Here is a 24502-nt window from a genome sequence, read left to right as displayed (position 1 = left end):
GGTAGGAATGGGCGGTGCCGATCAAAAGAGTGTGGGCGCCGCAGATCGACTTCTCCGTGTTGCGGCGGGAGCTGGGGCTGCCGGGTGAGTTCCCGGCCGGGGTGCTGGCCGAGGCGGAGCAGGCGGCGGGCACGGTGCCGGGTGGTGTGGACCGGACCGATGTGCCGTTCGTGACGATCGACCCGGCCGGGTCGCAGGATCTCGACCAGGCCATGCACCTGAGTCGCCGCGAGGGCGGTGGCTACCGGGTGCGGTACGCGATCGCGGACGTCGCCACGTTCGTCCGGCCGAATGGTCTGATCGAAGCCGAGAGCTGGGCGCGCGGGCAGACCGTGTATCTGCCGGACGGGCGGGTCCCGCTGCACCCGCCGGTGCTCAGTGAGGGCGCGGTGAGCCTGTTCGCGGGGGTCGACCGGGCCGCGGTGGTGTGGACCATCGACCTGGACGCGGACGGCGCGACGACCGGCGTGAGCCTGGAACGGGCCCGGGTCCGCAGCCGCGCCAAGCTGGACTATCCGAGTGTGCAGCGCGAGCTGGACGGCGGCAGTCCGTCGGAGCCGGTCGCGCTGCTCGCCGAGATCGGGATGCTGCTGGCCCGCCGGGCGGCCGGGCGCGGCGCGGTGAACTTGCCGCTGCCGGCGCAGGAGGTGGAGCGCGACGGTGACGGCTGGCGGCTGGTGCTGACCGCGCCACTGCCGGTTGAGGAGCACAACGCGCAGATCTCGCTGCTCACCGGCATGGCCGCGGCCCGGATCATGCTCGACGGCGGGATCGGGATGTTGCGGACGATGCCGGCGCCGAAGCCGGAGGCGGTCGCGAAGCTGCGGGCCGCCGCCGAGCCGCTCGGCGTCGCCTGGCCGGAGGGGGCGACCGTCGGTGCGGTGGTCGCCTCGGTCGATCCGGGCAGCCCGCGTGGTGCGGCGTTCCTGGATCAGGCGGCCGAGTTGCTGCGCGGCGCCGGTTACACGGTGTTCGGCGGCGAGGCCGGTCCGCCGCCGGAGGAGGTCGGCCACGGTGGGGTGGGAGCGCCCTACGCGCACGTCACCGCGCCGCTGCGAAGGCTGGCCGACCGTTATGTCACGGAAACCTGCCTTTCCCTGTACGAGGGTCGCCCCGCCCCGCCGTGGGTCCTCGACGCCCTGCCCCGCCTGCCGAAGCAGATGACCACCACCGACCGGCTCGCCGGGGCGGCCGACCGTGGCGCGATCGACCTGGCCGAGGCGGTCCTGTTGCAGGGCCGGGTCGGTGAGGTGTTCGAGGCGGCGGTGCTGGACCGCGAGGAGGCGTCGGCGAAGCGCCCGGCCGGTGGCACGGTCGCCCTGGACGATCCCGCGGTGCGGGCGCGCTGCCTGGGCGATCTGCCGTTGGGGGCGCGCGTGCAGGTGCGCCTCACGGTCGCCGACCCGGCCACCCGGACCGTGCGCTTCGAGCGGGCCTGATCGGCTGGTTCGCAGGGGCGTCATGAGGCACGGATCACGCCCGTGAGAACCAGCCGGAACCCGGTGCCGCGCCGCTCACTCGAGGTGGCCCGGCCCCGCGCAGGCGTGCCGCGGGGCCGGGCTCACGGCGTACGGGAAAATCGGTCGGGTTTCAGAAGGTGTGCTCCGCGGCCGGGAACTCGCCGCTGCGGACCTCTTCCGCGAACTGCCGCGTCGCCTCGGTCAGCGCGCCCGCCAGGTCGGCGTAACGCTTGACGAAGCGCGGCGCCTTGCCGGTGCGCAGCCCGGCCATGTCCTGCCAGACCAGCACCTGGGCGTCGGTGTCGGGACCGGCGCCGATGCCGACCGTGGGGATCGCCAGTTCCTTGGTGATCTGCTTGGAGACCTCGCCGGGGACCATCTCGAGGACGACGGCGAACGCGCCCGCGTCGGCGACCGCGCGAGCGTCGGAGATCACCTCGGCGCCCTCGTTCTCCCGGCCCTGGACGCGGTAGCCGCCGATGGTGTGCTCGCGTTGCGGGGTGAAGCCGATGTGCGCCATCACGGGGATGCCGGCGCTGGTGATCGCCTCGATCTGCGGGGCCATCCGGCGGCCGCCCTCGAGTTTGACCGCGTGGCAGCCGCCCTCCTTCATGAAGCGGACGGCGGTGCGCAGCGCCTGCGCGGGGCTCTCCTCGTAGCTGCCGAACGGCAGGTCACCGACGATCAGCGCCGTCTTGGTCGCCCGGACCACGGCTTTGACCAGCGGCAACAGTTCGTCGACGGTGATCTGGACGGTGGTCTCGTAGCCGTAGACGTTGTTGGCCGCCGAGTCGCCGACGAGCAGCACCGGTACGCCGGACTGGTCGAAGATCGAGGCGGTGTACTGGTCGTAGGACGTGAGCATCGGCCAGCGGTCGCCCCGGATCTTCGCGTTCACCAGGTCACGGGTGCGGACGCGGCGGGTGGCCGGCCCTCCGTACAAAGTCGGAATCTCCGACATGTCGTCACTCTCCTCCCTCGAGGCCGCCTGATGCGGTCCCCGGGTCTGGGGAGAATCGTCGCACCAGTGCGGCCGGTAGAACGAGGGCTCAGTGGAAGGCGTCACACCCCGTCCCACCACCCCGGCCCCGCCCCTGGAGCGGACTAACGGCTCTCCCCCTGGCGAAACCTGTTGGTGATGGGAAGACGCCGGTCGCGGCCGAAAGCCTTGCCGGAAATCTTGGTGCCCGGAGCCGACTGGCGGCGCTTGTACTCGGCCAGGTCGACCATCCGCAGCACCCGGTCGACCAGCGCCGGGTCGTTGCCGTCCGCGATCAGCTCGTCGCGACCGAGGTCGTGGTCCACATACCCCTTGATGATCGGGTCAAGCACGGCGTAGTCGGGCAGCGAGTCCGAGTCCTTCTGGTCCGGCCGCAGCTCGGCGCTGGGCGCCTTGGTGATCGAGTTCTCCGGGATGGGCGGCTCGCCCTGCGTGTTGCGCCAGCGTGCGAGCTGCCAGACCATCGACTTCGGCACGTCCTTGAGCGGGTTGAAGCCGCCGACCGAGTCGCCGTAGAGCGTGGAGTAGCCGACCGCCAGTTCACTCTTGTTGCCGGTGGTGAGCACGAGGTGCCCGTCCTGGTTGGAAAGTGCCATCAGAATCACTCCGCGGACGCGGGCCTGCAGGTTCTCCACCGTGACGCCGGAGAGCGTCATGTTGGCCAGGAACGCGTCGACCATCGGCTGGATCGGTTCCGTGCGGTAGGTCAGGCCGGTGCGTTTGGCCAGGTCGGCAGCGTCGTCCTTGGAGTGCTCGGAGGAGTAGCCGCTGGGCAGGGAGACGCCGGTGACCCGCTCCGGGCCGAGCGCGTCGACGGCGATCGCGGCGACGACGGCGGAGTCGATGCCACCGGAGAGGCCGAGGATCACCGAGCGGAAGCCGTTCTTGTTCACGTAGTCACGCAGGCCCAGGACCAGGGCGGACCAGACCTCGGCCTCGTCGGAGACGCGGTCGGTGATTCCCGCGTCGCGACGATCGGTGAGCGCGCCGAACGAGCCGTCGACCGAAGTCCGATTTATCGGCATCTCTTGCGGGATCTCCTGCTCGACTCGCGGCTTCGCCGCATCGGTCGACCCGGAATTGTTCGGTACGGCATCAGCCGCCGGCAGATCGAGATCGTGCACCAGCAGTTCCTCGGTGAACTGTCCCGCCCGGGCGAGAAGCTCACCATCGGGCCCGACGATCATGGAGTCCCCGTCGAAGACCAGCTCGTCCTGCCCGCCGATCATGTTCACGTACGCCACCGTCGCGCCCGCCTCCGCCGCCCGGCGCTGCACGAGCGGCAGCCGGACGTCGTCCTTGTTCAACTCGTACGGCGAAGCGTTGATGTTGACGACGAGCCCCACCCCGGCCCGCCGCGCCGCCGTGAACGGCCCGCCGGCCTGCCAGATGTCCTCGCAGACGGTCAGCGCCACGTCGACCCCGCCGAGCCGGACCACGGTCAGCGAGTCACCCGGCTCGAAGTAACGGTCCTCGTCGAAGACGCCGTAGTTCGGCAGGTGGTGCTTGAAGTACGTCGCCACCACCGCACCCCGGTGCAGCAGCGCGGAGGCGTCCCGCCGGCCGGTGCCGGGCGTGGCGTCCGAGCTGATCCGGGCCGGGCCGTCGGCGTCGACGTAACCGACCACGACGGCCAGCTCGCCCAGCCCGTCCGCGGCCAGGCCGGCGGCGAGCGACCGCAGTGCCTGCCGGGAGGCGTCGACGAACGAGTTGCGGAAGACCAGGTCCTCGATCGGATAGCCGGTCAGCATCATCTCCGGGAAGGCGACCAGGTGCGCGCCGGAGTCCGCGGCCTCCCGGGACCAGCGGCGGATCGCGGCCGCATTGCCGGCGATGTCGCCGACCGTGGAATTCACCTGAGCGAGGGCGATGCGCAACGTTGGCATGCGTTCATTCTTCCCCAACGGGCCGGGTGGGGATCCCGACCCGGGCCGACGTCACAGGCCGAGGTCAGCGTAGTCTCGGCCCAGAAGGATCGACACCGGACAAGGGGTGGAAGTGGACCGACAGCAGGAGTTCGTGCTTCGTACGCTCGAGGAGCGCGACATCCGTTTTGTCCGGCTCTGGTTCACCGATGTCCTCGGCACGCTGAAGAGCGTGTCGGTGGCCCCGGCCGAGCTGGAGTCCGCCTTCGAGGAGGGTATCGGCATCGACGGCTCGGCGATCGAGGGCTTCGCCCGGGTCTTCGAGTCGGACATGGTCGCCATGCCGGACCCGACCACCTTCCAGGTCTTCCCGTTCGAGGGCGGCGGCAGCGGCGAGAGCGCCCGGATGTTCTGCGACATCCTGCTCCCCGACGGCAGCCCGGCCTGGGCCGACCCGCGCCACGTGCTGCGCCGCGGCCTGGCCAAGGCGGCGGAGAAGGGCTTCACCTTCTACACCCACCCCGAGGTCGAGTTCTTCCTGGTGCAGGACGGGCCGAACGACGGCTCGGTGCCGGTCCCGGTCGACGCCGGTGGCTACTTCGACCACACCACGCACGCGGTCGCGCGCGACTTCCGCCGCCAGGCCGTGCTGGCCCTGGAGCGGATCGGCATCTCCGTCGAGTTCAGCCACCACGAGGTCGCCCCCGGCCAGCAGGAGATCGACCTGCGCTACGCGGACGCGCTGACCACCGCCGACAACATCATGACGTTCCGGCACGTGGTGAAGGAGGTGGCGCTCTCGCAGGGCGTGCGAGCCACCTTCATGCCGAAGCCGTACACCGACCAGCCGGGCTCCGGCATGCACACCCACCTCTCGCTGATGGAGGGGGAGCGCAACGCGTTCTACGACAGCGAGGACCCGCAGCGGCTGTCCAAGACCGCTCGCGCGTTCATCGCCGGCCAGCTGGTGCACGCCCGGGAATACACGGCGATCACCAACCAGTGGGTCAACTCGTACAAGCGGCTCTTCCCGATGCAGCTGCCGGACCGGATCACCGAGTCGCCGGCGTTCGTCAGCTGGGGCCACCTGAACCGGTCCGCCCTGGTCCGCGTCCCCGCGTTCGGCAAGCCCAGCTCGGCCCGCGTCGAGGTGCGCTCGATCGACTCCGCCGCCAACCCGTACCTGGCGTTCGCGGTGATGCTCGGTGCCGGCCTCAAGGGCATCGAGGAAGGCTACGAGCTGCCCCCGGGCGCCGAGGACGACGTGTGGTCGCTGTCGCCGGCCGAGCGCAAGGCCGCGGGGTACGAAGCGCTGCCGGAGAACCTGTCCGAGGCGATCGACGTGATGGCCGGCTCCGAGCTGGTCGCCGAGGTGCTCGGCGAGCACGTCTTCGACTACTTCCTGCGCAACAAGCGGGCCGAGTGGGAGCAGTTCCGCCGCGAGGTCACGCCGTACGAGCGTCAGCGGTACCTGGGCGCGCTCTGAGTCTCTGCCGCCCTCTGATGTCGAGGTGAACGCCAGGCGGCGACGGCCCGTGCGGACCGCCGCCGCTGGCTGGTTCGGTTCCGGCGATGTGCGCGGGAGCCGCTGGGCCGGCCGGGCCGGGCCTGCCGCTCGCCGAGCTGCCGGAACGCGTCCTCGTCGCTGCCCTGCGCGGCGCGCACGACAGCGTCGGGGTCCTCCGGTGCCGACCTCAGGCCTCCGCCGTCCGGCCAGGCGGGCAGCCGGGCCCCATTGCTACAGCGCCGTGCCACGAAGTTTTGTCACACGGGGTACGGTCTCCTCTGACGTCATGCGACAAGGGGGAGTGGCTGTGCTGCAGGATCTGCTGGACGGGGCCGGGCGGAGCATAGTCTTCGGCCTGATCGGGATCGGTCTGATGGCCGTCGGTTATGTGCTGATCGACCTGCTCACGCCGGGCAAACTGCGCGATCTGATCTGGGCCGAGCGCAACCCGAACGCGTCCCTGCTGCTCGCCGCGAACCAGCTCGGCATCGCCGCGATCGTGTTCACCGCCATCTGGACGACCTACGACTCGTTCGGTCAGGGCCTGGCGTCGACGCTGCTCTTCGGCCTCCTCGGCATCGCGATCATGGGTCTCGCCTTCAAGGTGCTCGACTGGATGACCCCCGGCAAGCTCGGCGAGGTCATCTGCACCGACACCTTCCACGGCGGCGCCCTGGTCAGCGCGGCATCCCACTTCGGCGCCGCTCTGATCGTCTGCGCCTGCATCGCGTAAAACCCTTCGCGCGTACGTCGTGAGCGGGGTCCCGTGGCACCCCCACGCGACCCTGCTCCCGCTCCCGCCCCAGCCGCCCGCTGCGCGAAGCCCGGCGTGGTCGCCGTGCCGGCGGGAGCACTGACCAACTTGCGGGCGCGTGGGCGCGGGCTCGCGGCGTACCGGATCAGGGGTTTCAGGCGCCTCGGCCGAAGTCTCCGATGGCGTCGACGAGGCCGGCGCGGCGGACGCGGGGGATGTCCTCGGTGATGGCGCCGGCGGCGAGGACGACGGCGACCGCGCCGAGCTGGGCCACCGCCAAGTAGTGGCCGAGCGGGATGGTGGCCAGGCACAACGCGGCCACCGCGAGACGGTACGGGGCGCCGGGCAGGCGCAGCACCCGCAGGAAGATCGCGTGGCCGGCCAGATAGAGGGCGACGCCGCCGCCCAGGGTCACGGCCTCGTCCCAGTGCAGGGCGTCGAACGCGTGGCCGAGCGTCTTCTTGATGCCGACCGCGGTGATCACGATGCCCAGGAGCATCGGCAGGTGGGCGTAGCCCCAGGCGTTCAAGGCCAGCCGCGCGCGGCGGGCCGGGTCGTCGGCCTCGGCCAGGACGTGCTCGGAGCGGCGGTCGCCGTCGGCGAAATAGGCCCACCACAGGTAGTACGCCACGGCCAGGGCCAGCAGCGCGGCCAGGATCAGGCCGCCGTCGAGCTCCAGACCGGTGGCGCCGACCCCGATGGCCAGCACCGACTCGCCGATCGCGATGATCATGACGAGGCTGTGCCGTTCGACGAAGTGACCGGCCGAGATCGTGTGCATCTCCACCGGATGCAGGTAACCCGCCGAGACCTGGACCAGCGGGGCGGCCAGCCAGCACAGGTGCCGCCACGGCTCCGGCAGCAGACCGCCGGCCAGCACCAGCAGCGCGGCCAGCAGGTTCAGCGGGCCGAGCGTGCGCATCATCCGCACCGCGGCCGGACCGGCCTGCAGGAACAGCACCGAATGAGCGATGTCGACGACCAGGTAGCCGAGGCCGAACAGCCATCCGTACTCGGTGAACGCCTCCGGGATGGCCAGCGCCATCACCATGAACCCGGCCATCCCGGCGAGCAGCAGCGTGCGCCGCGTGGTGGTGGTCGGGGCGACGGCGTTGGTGAGCCACGCGTACCCCGAGTACATCCACCAGACCACGAACAGGACCAGCACCACGTCGACGAGGCCGGACAGGGTCAGATGGTGAGCGAGCGTGCCGGCGAGCTGGGTCACCGTGAAGACGAAGACCAGATCGAAGAAGAGCTCCAGCGTGGACACCCGGACACCGGGGGACTCCTGCGTCATGACCGAGAGAGTATGTCGTACCCCCGGTCTAACGTGCCCCGTGTGAACCGTACTGACCGGCTGTATGCGCTCGTCGAGGAGTTACGGGCGGTCGCGCCCCGCCCGCGCAGCGCCCGCTGGCTCGCCGAGCGCTTCGAGGTGAGCGTCCGCACGGTCGAGCGGGACATCTCCGCCCTGCAGCAGTCCGGCACGCCGATCTACGCCGAGCCCGGCCGCACCGGGGGTTACTGCCTGGATCGGGCGCACACGCTGCCGCCGGTCAACCTCACGCCCGAGGAGGCGGTCGCGATGGCGCTCGCCCTGCGCCGGCTCGACGGGACGCCGTTCCGTCAGGCCGCGGCGAGCGCGCTGCGCAAACTGGTCGCGGCGATGCGGGCCGACGACGCGGCCGCCGCGCAGGCCCTCGCCGACCGGATTCACCTGGTCGACGGGTCGGCGCCGGCGTCGATGCCCCGCGCGGCGGTCGGTGCGCTCCCGGTCGGCCGGGTGCTGCGGATCGGCTACGCCGACCGGGCCGGCGCGGTGACCACCCGGGACATCGAGCCGCTGGGCTACGTCGGGATCCGCGAGCAGTGGTATCTGATCGCCTGGTGCCGGCTGCGCGAGTCGGTGCGGATCTTCCGGACCGACCGGATCACCAGCGTGACCCCGACGCGGGAGCCGGCACCACCACGGACGTTCCCGGAAGACGATCTGGACATTCCGCGGGCCATGCGGGAGCGGCTGGCGCTGGTGCTCGCACCCGGTGCCTCGACTCCCGCGGGGCCTGTCAGGATCGCCGGATGACTGCCGGACCGATCCGCCTGGCTCGAGCCCGCTGCACCGGCTCGTGGCCCGGTCGCGGCGGAGTCCTGGCGGGAGCTCGTCGCGGGGGTTGCCGTCGCGGTCACGCCCTCGCGTGAGCCCACTGCGCGTGCTCGTCCCGGGGTTGGGGGGGGGGGGGGGGGGGGGGGGGGGGGCCGCCGCCGGCCCCCCCGGGCGCCCGCCCCCCCCCCCCCCCCGCCCGGCCCCCCCCCCCGGGGGGGGGGCGCGGGCGGGGGGGGCGGGGGGGGGGGGGGCGGGGGGCGCGCCCGCCCGGGGGCCCCGCGGCCGCAACAGTGACCGACCGCCCACCTCGCGGGCTCGGACGAGCGGCACTCTCCGGCCCGGCCGAGCCGGTCGACGGGTGGCCGCGGCGGGACCGGGGCCGGGGCGGGAGCTGTGGACGGGTTCGTTGCTCTGAGCGGAACCACCCACGGAGGTCGCCCTGGAGGGTCTCGCGTTCAGGGCCGGCCACGGCCCTGCGAGGCCCGCAAGGGTCCCCGCGGGAGCGGCGGAGAAGGACCACAGCGGACGTGGGACATGAAGAATTCGATCTTTCAGGGGCGAGGCGGCGGGGTGAAGACGCCGAACAGGTTGCCGGTGGGGTCGCTGAGGCGGGCGAAGGTCAGGCCGCTGGGTTCGCGCTGTGGCCCGACCAGGACTTTGCCGCCGTGGGCTTCGGCCTGGCGGCAGGCGGCTTCGGTGTCGGCCACCAGGATCAGGAAGATCGCCTGCTGGGGGACCTTGCCGCCGGTGCCGTAGAAGCCGCCGAGCGGGGCGCCGCCGTCGGGGCCGGTGACGATCCGGTACGGCTTGCCGTCCGGGCCGATCGAGTTGCCGTCGTCGGCGAAGGTCCAGCCGAAGACGTCGCCGTAGAAGCGTTCGGACTCCTCCGGGCGGTCCGCGCCGACTTCGATCCAACCGATGCTCATGATGTCTCCTTCACGGGGAAGTTCGTCGGAAGGAACTCTGCGGGGTCGCCCCGACAACGTCCTGTCGGTGTTTGCCGGGTTAGCCTCGACGGGTGGTCACTGCGCTTGTCATCGAGAACGATCCGACCGACGATCTCCGCCGCCTCGGGGACTGGCTGACCGAGGCCGGTCTTCCGCTCACCGTCCTGCGTCCGCACGCGGGGGACGAGCTGCCCGAGAGCTTGGAGGCGTTCGCGGCGCTGGTCGTGCTCGGCGGCGATCAGAGTGCCTGTCCGGATGCGGCCGGCACTCCGGGTGCGCCGTGGTTCCCGGCGCTGGAGGGGCTGCTGCGCAAGGCGGTCCGGCACCGGGTGCCGACGCTCGGCGTCTGTCTCGGCGGGCAGTTGCTGGCCCGGGCGCACGGCGGTCAGGTGGAGCGCAGCCCGTCCGGGCCGGAGATCGGGCCGGGCCTGGTCGGCAAGCGCGACGCGGCCGACACGGATCCGCTGTTCAAGTGGGTTCCGCTGCTGCCCGACGTGATCCAGTGGCATCGGGACGAGATCACCGAGCTGCCGCTGAACGCGACGTTGCTGGCCGCCTCCAGCCGCTACCCGCATCAGGCGTTCCGGATCGGTGACCGGGCCTGGGGCACGCAGTTCCACATCGAGTGCGACGCCGCGATGATGGCCGACTGGACCCGCCTGGGCGCCGACGACCTGGACGAGTTGGGCTATGACGCGGAGGCGGTCGTGATGGCGGTCGCCGACATCCTGCCCGACGTCGAGGAGGTGTGGCAGCCGTTCGCGGCCCGGTTCGCCGCGCTGGCGCTGGGCACCCTGCCGGACGCGGATCTGCCGCCGGCCAAGACGTTGCCGCTGCTGGGGCACTGACGTGGCCCGGCCCACGCGCCTGGCGCGGTACGGCTTCGCCGACAGCGGTGCCGAGCTTCTCGGCCCGCGCGGCCTGCGGCTGTGGGAGACCGACGGCCCGGCCGGGACGGCCGCCGCCGAGCTGATCCACGCCCTGTCCCGGGCCGCCGACCCCGACCTGGCGTTGCGCCAGCTGCACCGGCTGGCCGACTCGGTGTCGCGGGCCGCCGAGCGGGCCAACGGCGGGCGCCCGACCGGCCCGGCCGGTGACATCACCGAGAACGCGGCGACCCGTGAGCTGCTCGACGAGCTCTACTCCGATCACGGGTTGCGCCGGCGTCTGATCGCGGTCCTCGGCGCGTCGTCGACGCTCGGCGATCACCTGGTCGCCAACGAGCAGGAGTGGCGCGCGCTGGCAACGACCAAGAGCGGCCTCCCGCCGGACCCGGAGGGCCACCTCGAGCTCGACGCCCTGACGGTTCCGGCGTTGCGGCGGGCGTACCGGATCTCCCTGCTCCGGATCGCGGCCGCGGACCTGACCGGCGGGCGCGGGCTGGAGCCGACGATGGCGGCGCTGTCCACCCTCGCCGACGAGACGCTGGCCGCGGCGTATTCGATCGCGCTGGAGGGGCTGCCCGAGCCGCGCCTCGCGGTGGTCGCGATGGGCAAGTGCGGCGGCAACGAGCTGAACTACGTCTCCGACGTCGACGTGATCTTCGTGGCCGCCGGGGACGAGGACCTGCAGGCCGGGACCACGATTGCGGCGCGGCTGATGGAGATCTGCGGGCAGGTGGCCTGGCCGGTGGACGCCGCGCTGCGACCCGAGGGCAGCCGTGGGCCGCTGGTCCGGACGCTCGCCAGCCACCAGGCGTACTACCGGCGCTGGGCCCGCACCTGGGAGTTCCAGGCGCTGCTCAAGGCCCGCCCGGCCGCCGGTGACCTGGCCCTGGCGAGCGAGTGGCTGGCCGACCTGGCGCCGCTGGTCTGGCACGCCGCCGAGCGGCCCGAGGCAGTCGCCGACGTGCGCGACATGCGCCGCCGGATCATCGACAACGTGCCGGCCAAGGAGCTGGACCGGGAGATCAAACGCGGACCTGGCGGGCTGCGCGACATCGAGTTCGCGGTCCAGTTGCTGCAGCTGGTGCACGGCCGGGTCGACGAGACGCTGCGGCTGCCGGGCACCCTGCCGGCCCTGCGTGCGCTGGTCGCCGGGGGATATGTGGGCCGGCAGGACGGCGAGACGCTGCTCCGGGGCTACCGGTTCCTGCGCGCCGTCGAGCACCGGCTGCAGTTGCAACAACTGAAACGCACGCACACCGTCCCCGACGACCCGGCCGGGGTGCGCTGGCTGGCCGCCGCTCTCGGCTACACCGCGCTGCCCGGGCAGGACGCGGTCGAGGCGTTCCGCTCCGACTGGGTCGGGCACGCCGCGAACGTCCGGCGCCTGCACGTCAAGCTGCTCTACCGGCCGCTGCTCGAAGCGGTGGCCCGGGTGCCGGCCGAGGCGCTGCGGATGACCCCGGCGTCGGCCCGGAAACGGCTGGAGATCCTCGGGTTCGCCGACCCGGCCGGCGCGCTGCGGCACCTGGAGGCGCTGACCGGTGGCGTGACCCGCACCTCGGCGATCCAGCGCACGTTGCTGCCGATGCTGCTGCAGGACTTCGCCGACGCCCCCGAGCCGGATCGGGGCCTGCTCAACTACCGCCAGGTGTCGGACAAGCTCGGCAGTACGCCGTGGTACCTGCGCCTGCTGCGCGACGGTGGCCCGGTCGCCCGGCGGCTGGCCCGCGTGATCGGCCTCTCGCGGTACGCGACCGACCTGCTCACCCGCGACCCGGAAGCGTTGCGCCTGCTCGCCGACGACCCGGAGCTGCAGCCCCGCTCCCGCGAGAAGCTGATCGAGGGGTTCGCCGCGGCCGCCGAGCGGCACGCCGGTGACCCGGTGAAGGCGATCGCGGCGGTCCGGGCGTTGCGCCGTCGTGAGCTGTTCCGGCTGGCCTGCGCCGACATTCTCAGCCAGGCCGGTGATCTCGCCCCGGCTCACCCGTTCGACGTGCACGAGCTCGGGGAGGCGCTCTCCGCGGTCACCGACGCCACGCTGAACGCGGCGCTGGTCATCGCCCGGCGAGCCAAGCCCGGTCCGCCCGGGATGCGGTTCGCGGTGATCGGCATGGGCCGGCTCGGTGGCTACGAGATGAGCTACCCCTCGGACGCCGACGTGCTGTTCGTCTTCGACAACGGGGAGGAGTCCGCCGCCCACGCCATCGCCGAGGAGATGCGCCGGCTGCTCAACGCGCCCGCGCCCGACCCGGCGCTCGGCATCGACGCCGACCTGCGCCCCGAGGGGCGGCAGGGGCCGCTGGTGCGCAGCCTGCAGGCGTACCAGCAGTACTACGACCGCTGGTCCAAGCTGTGGGAGGCGCAGGCGCTGCTGCGGGCCCGGTTCGTCTGCGGCTCCGAGGAGCTGGGGCGGGCGTTCGAGGCGCTCGCCGACACGAAGCGTTACCCCGGCGAAGGGCTCAGCCGCGAACAGGTCGTGGAGATCCGGCGCATCAAGGCGCGCGTCGAGACCGAACGGCTGCCCCGCGGCGCCGACCCGAACACGCACACCAAGCTGGGCCGGGGCGGGCTCGCCGACGTGGAGTGGGCGGTGCAACTGTTGCAGCTGCGGCACGCGTTCGAGGTGCCGGGGCTGCGCTGCACGAAGACGCTGGAAGCGCTCACGGCCGCCCGCGAGGCCGGGCTGGTCACGCCGGGTGATGCCGAGGAGATGGCGGCCGGGTGGACCCTGGCGGCGCAGGTGCGCAACGCGTTGACGCTGGTCAAGGGGCGCCCGACCGATCAGCTGCCGGCGCACGGGGTGGAGCTGGCCGGCACGGTGCTGCTGCTCGGCGGGGGTGATCCGGGCGAGTTCGTGGACGGCTATCTGCGGACGACGCGGAGGTCGCGGGCCGCTATGGAGCGCGTCTTCTCATGACGCGTCTTCTCATGACGCGGCTTCTCATGGTGCGGCTTCTCGCGGTGCGCTTCTCATAGCGCCGCGGCGATCACCGTGGTCAGGGAGGCGTGCAGCTTCTGCAGGTCCTCGATCGGCAGGCCGAGCCGGGCGACGACCGCCGGCGGGATCTTCAGCGCCTCCTCCCGCAGCGCCTGACCACTGCCGGTCAGCGTGATGGCGAGGCTGCGCTCGTCGGCCCGGTCCCGCTCGCGGCGCAGGTAACCGATCGCCTCGAGGCGCTTGAGCAGCGGGGACAGCGTGCCCGGGTCGAGCGCCAGCAGCTCGCTGAGCCGGCGCACGGTGAGCGGCGACTCCCCCCACAGGGCCAGCATCACCAGGTACTGCGGGTGGGTCAGGCCCATCGGCTCCAGCAGCGGGCGGTAGATCGCCACCACGCTGCGCGCGGCGACCGAGAGGGCGAAGCAGACCTGCCGCTCCAGAGCCAGGGGGTCTTCATCACTCACTTGGGATTCTCCTCAGGTCGTGGGTTAGTGTACCAATAGTTGGGGCACAAACTATTGAGGAGGGCGTCGTGGCCAACTTCCAGGATCGGTTCGCCCAGTGGTTCCATGAGACCTTCGACGACATGTGGTTCCGCTCCATGATCGGCCCCGCGCAGACGAAGGGCGCGGTCCAGGGCTGCGACGAATTCGCCCGCGAAGGCTGGAAGGCGGACCTCGAACGCCGCAAGCAGTACACGCGTGAGCAGCGGGAACGCAAGCGCGCTGCGCGCTCCTAGAGCACCTTCAAGATCTTCATGTCCTGGGTCCGCTGTGGTCCAGATCGTCGCTCCCGCGGGGACCCTTCCGGTCCTCGCAGGGCCGTGGCCGGCCCTGAACGCGAGGCCCGCAAGGGCGACGTCCGTGGGTGGTCCCGGTCCGGGCAGTAAACCCGTCCACGGCCTGGAGCAGCCCGACCGCTCCGGTAGGCCGGGGCGGCCAACTGCTCGCGGCCGGCGGCTCGGCCGGGCTCGAGTCGGGTCGGGCGCCCGGCCGGGCAGGCGATGTCGTCCATCCCGTCGAACACCGGCGGAGCCCAACCGGACACCGCGTACCGTCCCGGCGGTGCGCCCGCACGATCCTCCACTGTCCGTCTTTGATCACTCGAGCGCCGTCCGGGGCGGCCAGCCGGCGGGTCCCGGTGGACGCGCACCCGCACGCGCTGTGGGTGCGTCTCGCGGGCCATGGGGCACCCCTGAGGGGCTGGGCACCCACGCGCGGCCGGCCCGTGGCGGTGCCGCGCGTGGCGTGAGGCACCCCACCGCCCAGCCGGGTGTGGGGGTGTCCGGGGCGGGCGGTGGCGGGTGAAGCGGAGGGCGGCGCCGGTCAGGCCGGGGAACAGGGCGACGACGGGACTGGTCGCGGAGGCGAACGCGGCCGGCACCACCGCGGCGGCCGTCGCGGCGCGACCGGGCCGGAACGTGAGGGCGACCAGCGCGCGCGGCGCCCGTACGTCACCCGCCCGCTCCCCAGCTTCCCGGTGAGTCCCGCCACGCCCAGCGGCCCGGCCGCCCACAGCCGCCCCGCCGGAGCAGGGTGACGAGCAGCACCGAGCCGAGGGTCACGGTGTAGCGCTCCGGTGACCCGTACCCCGGGCAGGGCCATCACGGGCTGCGACACCGGGCTGGTTCACCCCCGCCGTACCACCGCAGGTCGATCGGGGTGTACCCGTGCGCGGCGAAGCATGCGGCCCGCGCCACCCGGGCGGCCAGGTCGGAGCCCATCCGGGGTGCGGCCGGGTAGAAGCCGGCGAGGACGGTGGCCACCACCGTGACCAGCCGTGCGACCCGGCGCACAGACCTCATCGCGCCGACAGCACCGGCTGCCCCGTACGTTGCTGCCTGTCACGGTAGGGTCGTCGCCATGTCCCGTCCGTCCCTCGTCCGATACACGGGGCTCGCAGGTAGCGCCCTGTTGGCGGGCGCGGCCTGCCTGGGCGGCGCCCACCGGCCGTGGGAACCGACTGTGACTCCGCTCACCGTCTTCCGCGGGGAGAACGGGGTGCTGCTGCCGCTCTGCTGGGTGCTCGGCGTCCCGCTGCTGCTCGGCGCGTGGGTGGCCGGGCGGCGGTCGGTGCCGTCGGTGCGGTGGGCCTACGTGACGGCCGGGTTGTGGGCGCTGCCACTGCTGCCGTTCCTGCCGCTGGGGAGCTACGACGCCTACTCCTACGCCTGTCAGGGGTGGCAGCAGGCGGCCGGGCTCAACCCGTACGCGGGCGGGGTTGATCTTCTGGGTTGTCCCTGGGCCGACGCCGTCGCGCCGACCTGGCGGGCTGCCCCGGCGCCCTACGGCCCGGTCTTCCTGGTGCTGGCGGCGGCCGCGGCGAAGCTCGGCGGCTCGCTGGCCGGGACCGTCGCGCTGCTCCGGCTGATCGCGGTGCTGGGTGTCGTGGCGATCGGCGCGTGCCTGCCGCGGCTGGCCCGCCGGGCCGGCGTCCCGGCGGAACGGGCGGTGTGGCTGGTGCTCGCATGTCCGCTTCTGCTCATCCACCTGGTGTCCGGGACGCACAATGACGCGGTGATGGTGGCGCTGCTGGCCGGCGGCCTCGCCGTGGCCGCGACCGGTCGGGGCCGGTCGGCCGGCGTTCTGTTCGGGCTCGCGGTCGGCGTGAAGGCGACCGCGGTGGTCGCGCTGCCCTTCGCGTTGTTCCGGATCCCCCGGCCCTGGTGGCGGGCGGGTCTGGAACTGGCCGGGGGAGCGGTCGGCGCGCTGGTGGCGGTCTCGCTCGGCTCCGGGCTCGGCCTGGGCTGGGTCGGCGCGCTGGCCGACAGCGGCGTCTCGGTGCAGTGGACCTCGCCGCCGACCGCCGTCGGGATGACGCTGGAACTGATCGGGGTGCCGCACGCCGTCGCGGTGACCCGGGTGCTCGGGATCGTCGCGCTGGCCGGGGTGCTGGTGTGGCTGTTTCGCCGGGCCTGGCGCGGCGGCGACCCGCTGTGGCACGCCGCGCTCGCGATGACCGCGACGGTGCTACTCGCACCGGTCTTCCATCCGTGGTACGCGATCTGGCCCTTTACACTTCTGGCCGCGACGCTGAGCCGGGAGACACGATGGCTTATCGTCCCGGTCGCGGTGGCGGCCGTGCTCTGCCTGCCCGACGGATACAACCTCGCCCTCGCCACCAAGGCGCCGGGCGCCGTCGGTATGACTGTGCTCGCCGGATATCTAATGTGGAAAGTGCTGCATGAAGCGAATTTTGATCCTGGTCGTGTCGGCGCTGGCCGCGGTGGCGCTGATGTTCGTGGCCTGGAACCGTAACAATTTCTTCGATTCCGAGGTCTATTACGGTGCGGTGCAGTACTGGTTCCGCGACGGTGGAATGGTCTACGACTGGCTGAAGCCGCTGACACCGTACGGGTTCACCTACCCACCGTTCGCGGGGCTGGTGATGTCACCGATGTCGGTGCTGCCGTTCCCGGTCGTCGTGGTGCTCGCCTCGGCGGGCACGGTGATCACCGCCGGTGTGCTGGTCCACTGGCTGGCCGGGCCGTTCCTGCAGACCCTGAAGTACCCGCTCTGGCTCAGCTACGGGGTGACGTTCTGCCTGGTGCTGGCGTTCGAGCCGGTGCGGGAGACGTTCAGCTTCGGTCAGGTCAACATGCTGCTGCTCACCCTGGTCGCCGCCGACATGCTGTTCGGGGTGGCACGTGACCGCTGGTGGGGCGGTATCGGCATCGGGCTGGCGACCGCGATCAAGCTGACCCCGGGCGTGTTCATCCTGTACCTGCTGGTGACCCGCCGGTGGAAGGCGGCCGGCACCGCGATCGGCGCCGCGACCGGCGCGACCGTGCTGGCCGGCGCGCTCTTCCCGGACGCGTCCCGCGAGTTCTGGACGTCGGCGCTGTGGGACACCAACCGGGTCGGCTCGCTGGAGTTCCTCTCCAACCAGTCGCTGCGCGGCATGGTCGCCCGGCTGCCCTGGGACGAGTGGGAATCCAAGATCTGGCTGGTCCTCGTGCTGGCCACCCTGGTCTGGTGGGGTGTGCGCTGCTACAAGACGCGCGACGACGTGGTCGGCGGGCTGGCCCTGACCGGCGTGATCGGCTGCCTGGTCAGCCCGGTCACCTGGATCCACCACTGCGTCTGGCTGATCCCGGCACTGGTCCGTTGCGTGGCACTCGGTTGGCGGGGGGCGAGCCGCCTGCCCCTGTTCGTGGCGATCGGCTCGTACGTCCTGATGACCTCGCACCTGACCTGGCTCTGGGAGAACCCGCCGTTCCCGCCCGTGCACATCCTCGGCGGCAACATCTATGTCCTGTTGAGCCTGGCTCTGCTGGTCTGGACACCGGTCGGCATCCGCAGTTCGGCTCCTGCCGAGGTACCGGAGGATGTCCTGGAGAGCCAGGTGGGGGCAACGGGCGCACCGACGCGGTGACCGCGGTCCGCCGGGACCTGGGCACCCTGCTCTGACGCGTACGTCAACGCATGTCAGCGCCGTGTCAGCGGTCACCGGCACGGTGTGACGCATGCGAGATGACACCACCGCGATCCAGGTCGAGGGCCTGGTGAAACGCTACGGCGACACCACCGCGCTGGCCGGGGTGGACCTCACGGTCCGCCCCGGCACCGTGCTCGGGCTGCTCGGGCCGAACGGCGCCGGCAAGACCACCGCGGTCCGGATTCTGGCCACGCTGATCCAGCCGGACGCCGGGCGCGCCACCGTCGGCGGGTTCGACGTCGTCCGGCAGGCGCACGAGGTGCGCGAGCTGATCGGGCTCACCGGGCAGTACGCCTCGGTCGACGAGCAGCTCACCGGCTTCGAGAACCTGCTGATGATCGGCCGGCTGCTCGGCCTCTCGCGCCGCTCGGCGCGCGCCCGCGCGACGCAACTGCTCGGCCGCTTCGACCTGACCGACGCCGCCGACCGCGCGGCCGGCAAGTACTCCGGCGGCATGCGGCGCCGCCTCGACCTCGCCGCCAGCCTCGTCGGCGACCCGCGGCTGCTCTTCCTCGACGAGCCGACCACCGGGCTCGACCCGCGCAGCCGCAACGACGTGTGGGACATCGTCCGCGGGCTGGTCGCCGACGGGGTGACCGTGCTGCTCACCACGCAGTACCTGGACGAGGCGGACCAGCTGGCCGACGAGATCGTGGTGATCGATCAGGGGCGGGTGATCGCCACCGGCACGCCCGAGCAGCTCAAGGCCCGGACGGGGGCGCAGACCGTGACCGTACGCCCGGGCAGTTTGAATGATCTTGAGAAAGTGGCCGCGGAGGTGCGCCGGGTCGCCTCCGGGCCGGTCGACGTCAGCGGCGAGATCGTGGCCGCGCCGGTCGCCGACCCGGGCGCGCTCGCCGTCCTGGTTAGGCGGCTGGACGACGCCGGGCTGGTGGTCGCCGAGTTGTCGCTGCGGAACCCCAGCCTGGACGAGGTCTTCCTGAGCCTGACGGGAGCATCCGCGTGATCGGCCGCACCGCAGCGGAGCAAGGGCCAGGAGAGCACGCGATCGGAGGCACGGCGTGAGCACGACGGCTTTGCGGAACACCGGCACGCTGGCCTGGCGGACGCTGGTGCAGATCAAGCACAACCCGTTCGAGCTGATGGACTTCAGCCTCCAGCCGGTGATGTTCCTGCTGCTCTTCACGTATGTCTTCGGTGGTCAGCTGGCCGGCTCGCCGAAGGAGTACCTGGCGTTCGCGCTGCCCGGGATCATCGTGCAGAACATGCTCTTCGCCACCATGAACACCGGCGTCGGCCTGAACACCGACATCAACAAGGGCGTCTTCGACCGATTGCGATCACTGCCGATCGCCCGCTTCGCGCCGCTGGCCGGCCGGATCGTGGCCGACGTGATCAAGCAGGCCTGGGCGCTCGTACTGCTGCTGGCGGTCGGCGCGCTGCTCGGCTTCCGCATCGGCACCGGGCCGCTCCAGGCGCTCGCCGCGTTCGCGTTGCTGCTGCTCTTCGCGGTGGCCGCCTCGTGGATCTCGGTGCTGGTCGCGATGCTGGTCGACGAACCGGACAAGGTGCAGATCTTCGGCTTCGTGCTGATCTTCCCGGTCACGTTCGCCAGCAGCGCGTTCGTCCGGCCGGAGACCATGCCCGGCTGGCTGCGGACGTTCGCCGAGGCCAACCCGACCAGCGTGCTGGCCGGGGCGACCCGTGGCCTGCTCACCGGCGGTCCGGTGGCCGGCCCGGTGATCCACTCCCTGATCTGGGCCGCCGTGCTACTGGCGGTCTTCGCCCCGCTCTCGGTCCGCGCCTTCCGCCGCCGGGTCTAACCCCGCCGCTTCGAGGGCCGTGGCCATCGTGATCCCGTCGCCGCGACTGAACGCGACGTCGAAGCCCGCGTCGCCCAGTGCGGCGCGGGCCTCGCGTTCGACGATCAAACCCTCGTCGACGGTACGGTCGGACGAGCCCCGGACCGACTCGGAAGCGCCCAGCAGGAACGCCGCGCGCTCCGGGTCGCCCTGACGCAGCACCAGATCCGCCCAGCCGGCCAGCACCTGCGCGATCACCGGCGAGTCGCGCGTGGCCACGGCGATCCGCAGCGCCCGCTCGTGGCCGGCGCGCGCCAGGCCGAGGTTCCCGGCCGCCGCTTCGATCAGCCCCCGGCTGCTGTGCATCATCGCCCGGAACTGCGGCGCCAGCGTCGAATCGGCGATCAGCCGGTCGGTCCGGTCCACCTGCTCCCGGGCCTCGTCCAGCCGGCCCTCCGCACGGGCGATCGTCGCGTGCGCGTGGTGCACCGACGCCATGATCTCCGGAATACCCTGGTCGAGGGCGTACCGCCGAGCGTCCTCGACCGCCCGGTACGCCTCCTCGCGCTCGCCGCCGAGCCAGAGCTGCACCGCCAGCTTCGCCTTCATCTGCGGCACCTCCTCCCGGATGCCGACCGCCTCCAGCAGTTCGATCGCCTCCCGCTGCCAGCCCACCGCCTGCGCGAAGTCGCCGCGAGCGGCGGTCAGGTCGGCCAGCGCGCTCAGCGTGAACCCGATGCCCCACCGGTCGCCGACCGCGCGGAACCCGTCCAGCGCCGAACGCAGGTCGGCCTCGGCCACCTCGGCCGGCTCGCCGAAGTTGATCCGCACCTGCCCGATGATCATCCTGGCGATCGCGCGCAGCCACGGGTCCGGATCCTCCGCGATCTGCGCGGCGGCGCGCTCGGCATCGGCCCGGCGGGTCTGGTACAGCGCCGCCACCAGGCCCAGCATCCGCAGGCCGGGATGGCCGTCCCGGTGCGGATCGGCGATCTCCAGCGCCCGGTTGAAGGACGCCTTCACCTCGACGAAGTTCATCGGCCCCTCGACGCCGTTGAGCGCCGCGAGCGTGTACGCCAGCGCCAGCTCCTGCCGGTCCACCGGCCCGTCCAGCGCCAGCGCCTCGGTGCACAGCGCCGCGCCCTCCGACCGGTGCCCGCACAGCCACCAGTACCAGCCCAGGTTCGCGACCAGCGCGACCGCGGTGGCCCGGTCGCCGGCGGAGAGCGCGGCCCGCAGCGAGGCGTGCAGGTTGTCGTGCTCGGCGCGCAGCCGGGCCATCCACTCCAGCTGCTCGGCGCGGCGCAGATGCGGCTCCGCCTCCCGGGCCAGGGCCAGCAGATGGGCGGCGATCGACCGGCGCAACGGCTCGGCCTCGCCGGACTCGGCGAGACGCTCCAGGCCGTACTCCCGGATCGTCTCCAACATCCGGTACCGCCCGTCCGTGCCCAGGACCAGCAACGACTTGTCGACCAGCGCGCCCAGCAGGTCGAGATCGGCCGCGCACACCTGCTCGACCGCGGTCACATCGGCGCCACCGGGGAACGCCGCCAGCCGTCGCCACAAGCGTCGCTCCTGATCGGACAGCAGATCCCAGCTCCAGTCGACCACCGCGCGCAGCGTCTGATGACGCGGCAGCGCGGCCCGGCTCCCCCCGGTGAGCAGGCGGAACCGGTCGGCCAGGCGATCGGCGAGAACGGCGGCCGGAAGCGTACGCAAGCGGGCCGCGGCCAGCTCGATCGCCAGCGGCATCCCGTCCAGCGCGCGGCAGATCCGCACCACCGGCGCCACGTTCCCGTCCGTGAGTATGAACCCGGCCGCGCGATCCAACAGCAGGCGCACCGCCGCGAAACCGCTCGCGGTCGCCGTGTCCGCCCCCACCGGAGGCAGCGCCAGCGGCTCGACCGGGAACAACGCCTCACCCGGCAGGCCCAGCGGCTCCCGGCTCGTCGTCAGCAGACGCAGCCCCGGCGCGGCCCGCAGCAGCACGTCGGCGACCTCGGCGGCGGCGTCGATCAGATGCTCGCAGTTGTCCAGGACCAGGACCATCTCGCGGGTGGCGACCGCGTCACGCAGCCGGGCCAGGGTTTCGCGCCCGGCGCTCTCCCGCGCGGCTTCCTCTCGTCCGGCTTTTCTCTGCGCGGTGCTGTCGCGGCCGGTGCTGTCGCGCCCGATGCTGTCGCGGCCCGTGCTGTCGCGCCCGATGCTGTCGCGCCCGATGCTTTCGCGCCCGGTGCTCAGGTGTATCTGCTCGCGCAGATCCAAAGCGGTCAGGATCGCCTGGGGGAGTTCGGCCGGGTCCCGGACCGGAGCAAGCTCGGCCCGCCACACCCGACCCGGCAGCCGGGCCGCGACCTCGACCGACAGCCGCGTCTTCCCGCTGCCGCCCGGGCCGGTCAGCGTGACCAGGCGGTGCGCTCCGATCAGGGCGCGGACCGCACGGACGTCGGCCGCCCGCCCGACGAAGCTGCTCAACTCGGCCGGCAGGTTCCCGCGCGGCCCGACCGGCTGCTCCCGCAACAGGTCCACGTGCAGCCGGGCCAACTCGGGAGAAGGATCGGCCCCGAGCTGCTCGGCCAGCCGACGACGGATCCGCTCGAACACCTCCAGCGCGCGCCCCGGACTGCCGGCCCGCCACAACGCCCTGATCAGCAGGGCGGCGAGCGGCTCGTCGAGCGGGTGCGCCGCGGCCAGCGCCTCCAGCTCGGGCGTCACGTCCCGCTGGGCCATCTCGGACATCAGCCAGGCCTTCTCCGCCTGCAGCCGCAACCGCCGCAGCCGGACCGCCTCCGCCTCCGCGACCTCCGGGAACTCCAGCTCACCGCGCCACAGCCGCAACGCCTCGCCCGGCTCGCACCGCTCGAACCGGAAGACGTCCACCCGATCCGGCTCGATCACCAGGCGATAACCGGCCGGGGTGGCCTCGACCCGCAACCCGGGCGCGGCGCGGCGCAGCCGTGACACCAGCGCCTGCAGCGCGTTCACGGCCGCGGCCGGCGGCGCGTCACCCCAGACCCCGTCGATCAGCCGGTCCACCGAGACGCTGCGGCCGGCCTCCAGGGCGAGAAGGACCAGGAGAGTACGCAATCGCGAGCCGGCGATCGGCATGACCTCCCCGGAGCCGGAGCGCACCTCGACCGGCCCGAGCACCGCGATGTCCACCCCGTCGATTCTGCCTGCTCGCTCGTCGCCCGGGGAACCCGCGTCTCCGGGCGAGCGCCGGGCCGGAGACGCGGGCGCGTGGACGGGACATCGACGAAATTCACGAGGCGGCCCGGGAACTGGCATTCACGGCGTACCGGAAACTGGGGTTGATCTTGGGTTTGATCTGGCCGGGAACGACGAGACGGCGGCCACGCCGGCGCAGGGCCGGACGGGACCGCCGTCTCCGGGCAGATCAGACGTTGTAGTACATCTCGAACTCGTGCGGGGTGGGGCGCAGGCGGACCGGGTCGATCTCGTTGGTCCGCTTGTAGTCGATCCAGGTGGAGATCAGGTCGTCGGTGAAGACGCCACCGGCGGTGAGGAAGTCGTGGTCGTTCTCCAGGGAGTTGAGCACGGCGTCCAGGGAGCCCGGCACCTGCTTGACGCTGCCCCACTCCTCCGGCGGCAGGTCGTAGAGGTCCTTGTCGATCGGAGCCGGGGGCTCGATCTTGTTCTTGATGCCGTCGAGGCCGGCCATCATCTGGGCCGAGAACGCCAGGTACGGGTTCGACGACGGGTCCGGCACACGGAACTCGACGCGCTTGGCCTTCGGGTTGCTGCCGGTCACCGGGATGCGGGTACAGGCGGAACGGTTACGCTGCGAGTAGACCAGGTTGACCGGGGCCTCGTAGCCGGGGACCAGGCGCCGGTACGAGTTGACGGTCGGGTTGGTGAACGCGAGCAGCGACGGCGCGTGGTGCAGCAGGCCGCCGATGTACCAGCGAGCGGTGTCGGACAGACCCGCGTACCCGGTCTCGTCGTAGAACAGCGGCTCGCCGCTGAGCCAGAGGCTCTGGTGGGTGTGCATGCCGGAGCCGTTGTCACCGAAGAGCGGCTTCGGCATGAACGTCGCCGTCTTGCCGTGCTCCCACGCGGTGTTCTTGATGATGTACTTGAACAGCTGCATCTGGTCGCCGGCGTGCAGCAGCGTCGAGAACTTGTAGTTGATCTCGCCCTGGCCGGCGGTGCCGACCTCGTGGTGCGAGCGCTCGACGGTGAAGCCGGTGTCGACGAGACGGCGGACCATGGCGTCGCGCAGGTCGGCGTAGTGGTCGACCGGGGAGACCGGGAAGTAGCCACCCTTGTACGCGGTCTTGTACCCGCGGTTGCCACCCTCCTCCTCGCGGCCGGAGTTCCACGCGCCCTCGATCGAGTCGATGTAGTAGAACGCCTGGTTCGCGGAGGTCTCGTGGCGGATCGAGTCGAAGATGTAGAACTCCGCCTCGGCGCCGAAGTAGGCGGTGTCGGCGATGCCGCTGGAGGCGAGGTACGCCTCGGCCTTCTTGGCCACGTTCCGCGGGTCACGCGAGTAGGCCTCACGGGTGAACGGGTCGTGGATGAAGAAGTTCAGCGCGAGCGTCTTCTGGATCCGGAAGGGGTCGACGAAGGCGGTCGCGACGTCCGGCAGCAGCATCATGTCGGACTCGTGGATGGCCTGGAAGCCGCGGATCGAGGACCCGTCGAAGGCGAGGCCGTCGGTTGCCACACTGTCGTCGAACGACTCCACCGGGATGTTGAAGTGCTGCATCACGCCGGGAAGGTCACAGAAACGTACGTCGACGAACTTGACGTCCTCGTCTTTGAGGTATCGCAGGAGTTCCTCGGGATTGGCGAACACACGTCCTCCTGGCAC

General features: G+C 72.0%; 19 protein-coding genes. 11 read left to right on the top strand and 8 right to left on the bottom strand.

All coding sequences use genetic code 11. From position 1 onward, the window contains the following. The first annotated feature begins 14 nt into the window (after window positions 1-14). Window positions 15-1439, top strand: coding sequence for an RNB domain-containing ribonuclease (locus tag ACH442_RS02675; protein ID WP_396120799.1), 1425 nt, complete (start codon window positions 15-17; stop codon window positions 1437-1439). Window positions 1440-1590: 151 nt separating this feature from the next. On the opposite strand, the gene panB is transcribed toward ACH442_RS02675, so the two are convergent. Both panB and ACH442_RS02665 read right to left on the bottom strand, forming a co-directional pair. Further along, window positions 1591-2421 carry a 3-methyl-2-oxobutanoate hydroxymethyltransferase gene (gene panB, locus ACH442_RS02670; protein ID WP_396120798.1) on the bottom strand — a complete coding sequence of 277 codons (831 nt, stop codon included), beginning with the start codon at window positions 2419-2421 and terminating at the stop codon, window positions 1591-1593. A 143-nt stretch (window positions 2422-2564) separates the two neighbouring features. Continuing rightward, window positions 2565-4346: an NAD+ synthase gene (locus ACH442_RS02665; RefSeq protein WP_396120797.1), complete on the bottom strand. Its 1782-nt coding sequence runs from the start codon at window positions 4344-4346 to the stop codon at window positions 2565-2567. 112 nt (window positions 4347-4458) lie between these two features. Between ACH442_RS02665 and ACH442_RS02660 the strand changes: the two genes are divergently transcribed. After that, a complete protein-coding gene (locus ACH442_RS02660; RefSeq protein WP_396120796.1) occupies window positions 4459-5811 on the top strand; it encodes a glutamine synthetase family protein in 1353 nt (450 codons plus the stop codon). Window positions 5812-6139: 328 nt separating this feature from the next. Further along, the gene (locus ACH442_RS02655; RefSeq protein WP_396120795.1) at window positions 6140-6565 is read left to right on the top strand and encodes a DUF350 domain-containing protein; all 426 of its coding nucleotides are present in this window, start codon (window positions 6140-6142) and stop codon (window positions 6563-6565) included. Between the two features lie 175 nt (window positions 6566-6740). Here the strand turns inward: ACH442_RS02655 and ACH442_RS02650 are convergent, their stop codons facing one another. Next, entirely contained in the window at window positions 6741-7886 is a 1146-nt protein-coding gene (locus ACH442_RS02650; protein WP_396120794.1) for a low temperature requirement protein A, read from the bottom strand. Between the two features lie 42 nt (window positions 7887-7928). Here ACH442_RS02650 and ACH442_RS02645 point away from each other — a divergent pair, with 42 nt between their 5' ends. Next, window positions 7929-8672: a helix-turn-helix transcriptional regulator gene (locus tag ACH442_RS02645; protein WP_396120793.1), complete on the top strand. Its 744-nt coding sequence runs from the start codon at window positions 7929-7931 to the stop codon at window positions 8670-8672. Window positions 8673-9244: 572 nt separating this feature from the next. On the opposite strand, the gene ACH442_RS02640 is transcribed toward ACH442_RS02645, so the two are convergent. Beyond that, window positions 9245-9619, bottom strand: coding sequence for a VOC family protein (locus ACH442_RS02640; RefSeq protein WP_396120792.1), 375 nt, complete (start codon window positions 9617-9619; stop codon window positions 9245-9247). Window positions 9620-9711: 92 nt separating this feature from the next. Between ACH442_RS02640 and ACH442_RS02635 the strand changes: the two genes are divergently transcribed. Together ACH442_RS02635 and ACH442_RS02630 are read left to right on the top strand one after the other, a co-directional pair. Continuing rightward, window positions 9712-10488 carry a type 1 glutamine amidotransferase gene (locus ACH442_RS02635; RefSeq protein WP_396120791.1) on the top strand — a complete coding sequence of 259 codons (777 nt, stop codon included), beginning with the start codon at window positions 9712-9714 and terminating at the stop codon, window positions 10486-10488. Between the two features lies 1 nt (window position 10489). Then, window positions 10490-13444, top strand: a complete 2955-nt coding sequence (locus ACH442_RS02630; RefSeq protein WP_396120790.1) for a bifunctional [glutamine synthetase] adenylyltransferase/[glutamine synthetase]-adenylyl-L-tyrosine phosphorylase — start codon at window positions 10490-10492, stop codon at window positions 13442-13444. Between the two features lie 53 nt (window positions 13445-13497). Here the strand turns inward: ACH442_RS02630 and ACH442_RS02625 are convergent, their stop codons facing one another. Next, a complete protein-coding gene (locus tag ACH442_RS02625) occupies window positions 13498-13929 on the bottom strand; it encodes a MarR family winged helix-turn-helix transcriptional regulator (protein WP_396120789.1) in 432 nt (143 codons plus the stop codon). 68 nt (window positions 13930-13997) lie between these two features. Here ACH442_RS02625 and ACH442_RS02620 point away from each other — a divergent pair, with 68 nt between their 5' ends. After that, window positions 13998-14204, top strand: a complete 207-nt coding sequence (locus ACH442_RS02620; protein WP_396120788.1) for a hypothetical protein — start codon at window positions 13998-14000, stop codon at window positions 14202-14204. An 864-nt stretch (window positions 14205-15068) separates the two neighbouring features. Here ACH442_RS02620 and ACH442_RS02615 read toward each other — a convergent pair. Continuing rightward, window positions 15069-15269, bottom strand: a complete 201-nt coding sequence (locus ACH442_RS02615; RefSeq protein WP_396120787.1) for a hypothetical protein — start codon at window positions 15267-15269, stop codon at window positions 15069-15071. Window positions 15270-15327: 58 nt separating this feature from the next. Between ACH442_RS02615 and mptB the strand changes: the two genes are divergently transcribed. The 4 genes from mptB (at window position 15328) to ACH442_RS02595 (ending at window position 19686) form a co-directional block, all read left to right on the top strand. Further along, on the top strand, window positions 15328-16722 hold the full coding sequence (gene mptB, locus ACH442_RS02610) for a polyprenol phosphomannose-dependent alpha 1,6 mannosyltransferase MptB (protein WP_396120786.1): 1395 nt from the start codon (window positions 15328-15330) through the stop codon (window positions 16720-16722). Next, a complete protein-coding gene (locus ACH442_RS02605; protein ID WP_396120785.1) occupies window positions 16649-17839 on the top strand; it encodes a glycosyltransferase 87 family protein in 1191 nt (396 codons plus the stop codon). The genes mptB and ACH442_RS02605 overlap by 74 nt, the downstream gene beginning before the upstream one ends. A gap of 91 nt (window positions 17840-17930) precedes the next feature. Continuing rightward, a complete protein-coding gene (locus ACH442_RS02600) occupies window positions 17931-18869 on the top strand; it encodes an ATP-binding cassette domain-containing protein (protein ID WP_396120784.1) in 939 nt (312 codons plus the stop codon). A 55-nt stretch (window positions 18870-18924) separates the two neighbouring features. Beyond that, a complete protein-coding gene (locus ACH442_RS02595; protein ID WP_396120783.1) occupies window positions 18925-19686 on the top strand; it encodes an ABC transporter permease in 762 nt (253 codons plus the stop codon). Here ACH442_RS02595 and ACH442_RS02590 read toward each other — a convergent pair. Further along, the gene (locus tag ACH442_RS02590) at window positions 19633-22827 is read right to left on the bottom strand and encodes a BTAD domain-containing putative transcriptional regulator (protein ID WP_396120782.1); all 3195 of its coding nucleotides are present in this window, start codon (window positions 22825-22827) and stop codon (window positions 19633-19635) included. The two genes, ACH442_RS02595 and ACH442_RS02590, sit on opposite strands and share 54 nt — an antisense overlap. Before the next feature lie 235 nt (window positions 22828-23062). Continuing rightward, on the bottom strand, window positions 23063-24487 hold the full coding sequence (glnA, locus tag ACH442_RS02585) for a type I glutamate--ammonia ligase (protein WP_396120781.1): 1425 nt from the start codon (window positions 24485-24487) through the stop codon (window positions 23063-23065). Window positions 24488-24502 lie beyond the last annotated feature (15 nt).

Source organism: Actinoplanes sp. NPDC020271 (genome assembly GCF_044388125.1).
Lineage (GTDB): Bacteria > Actinomycetota > Actinomycetes > Mycobacteriales > Micromonosporaceae > Actinoplanes.
Note: the sequence above shows the minus strand (reverse complement) of the source record. Positions and strands in the feature narration are given on the sequence as shown.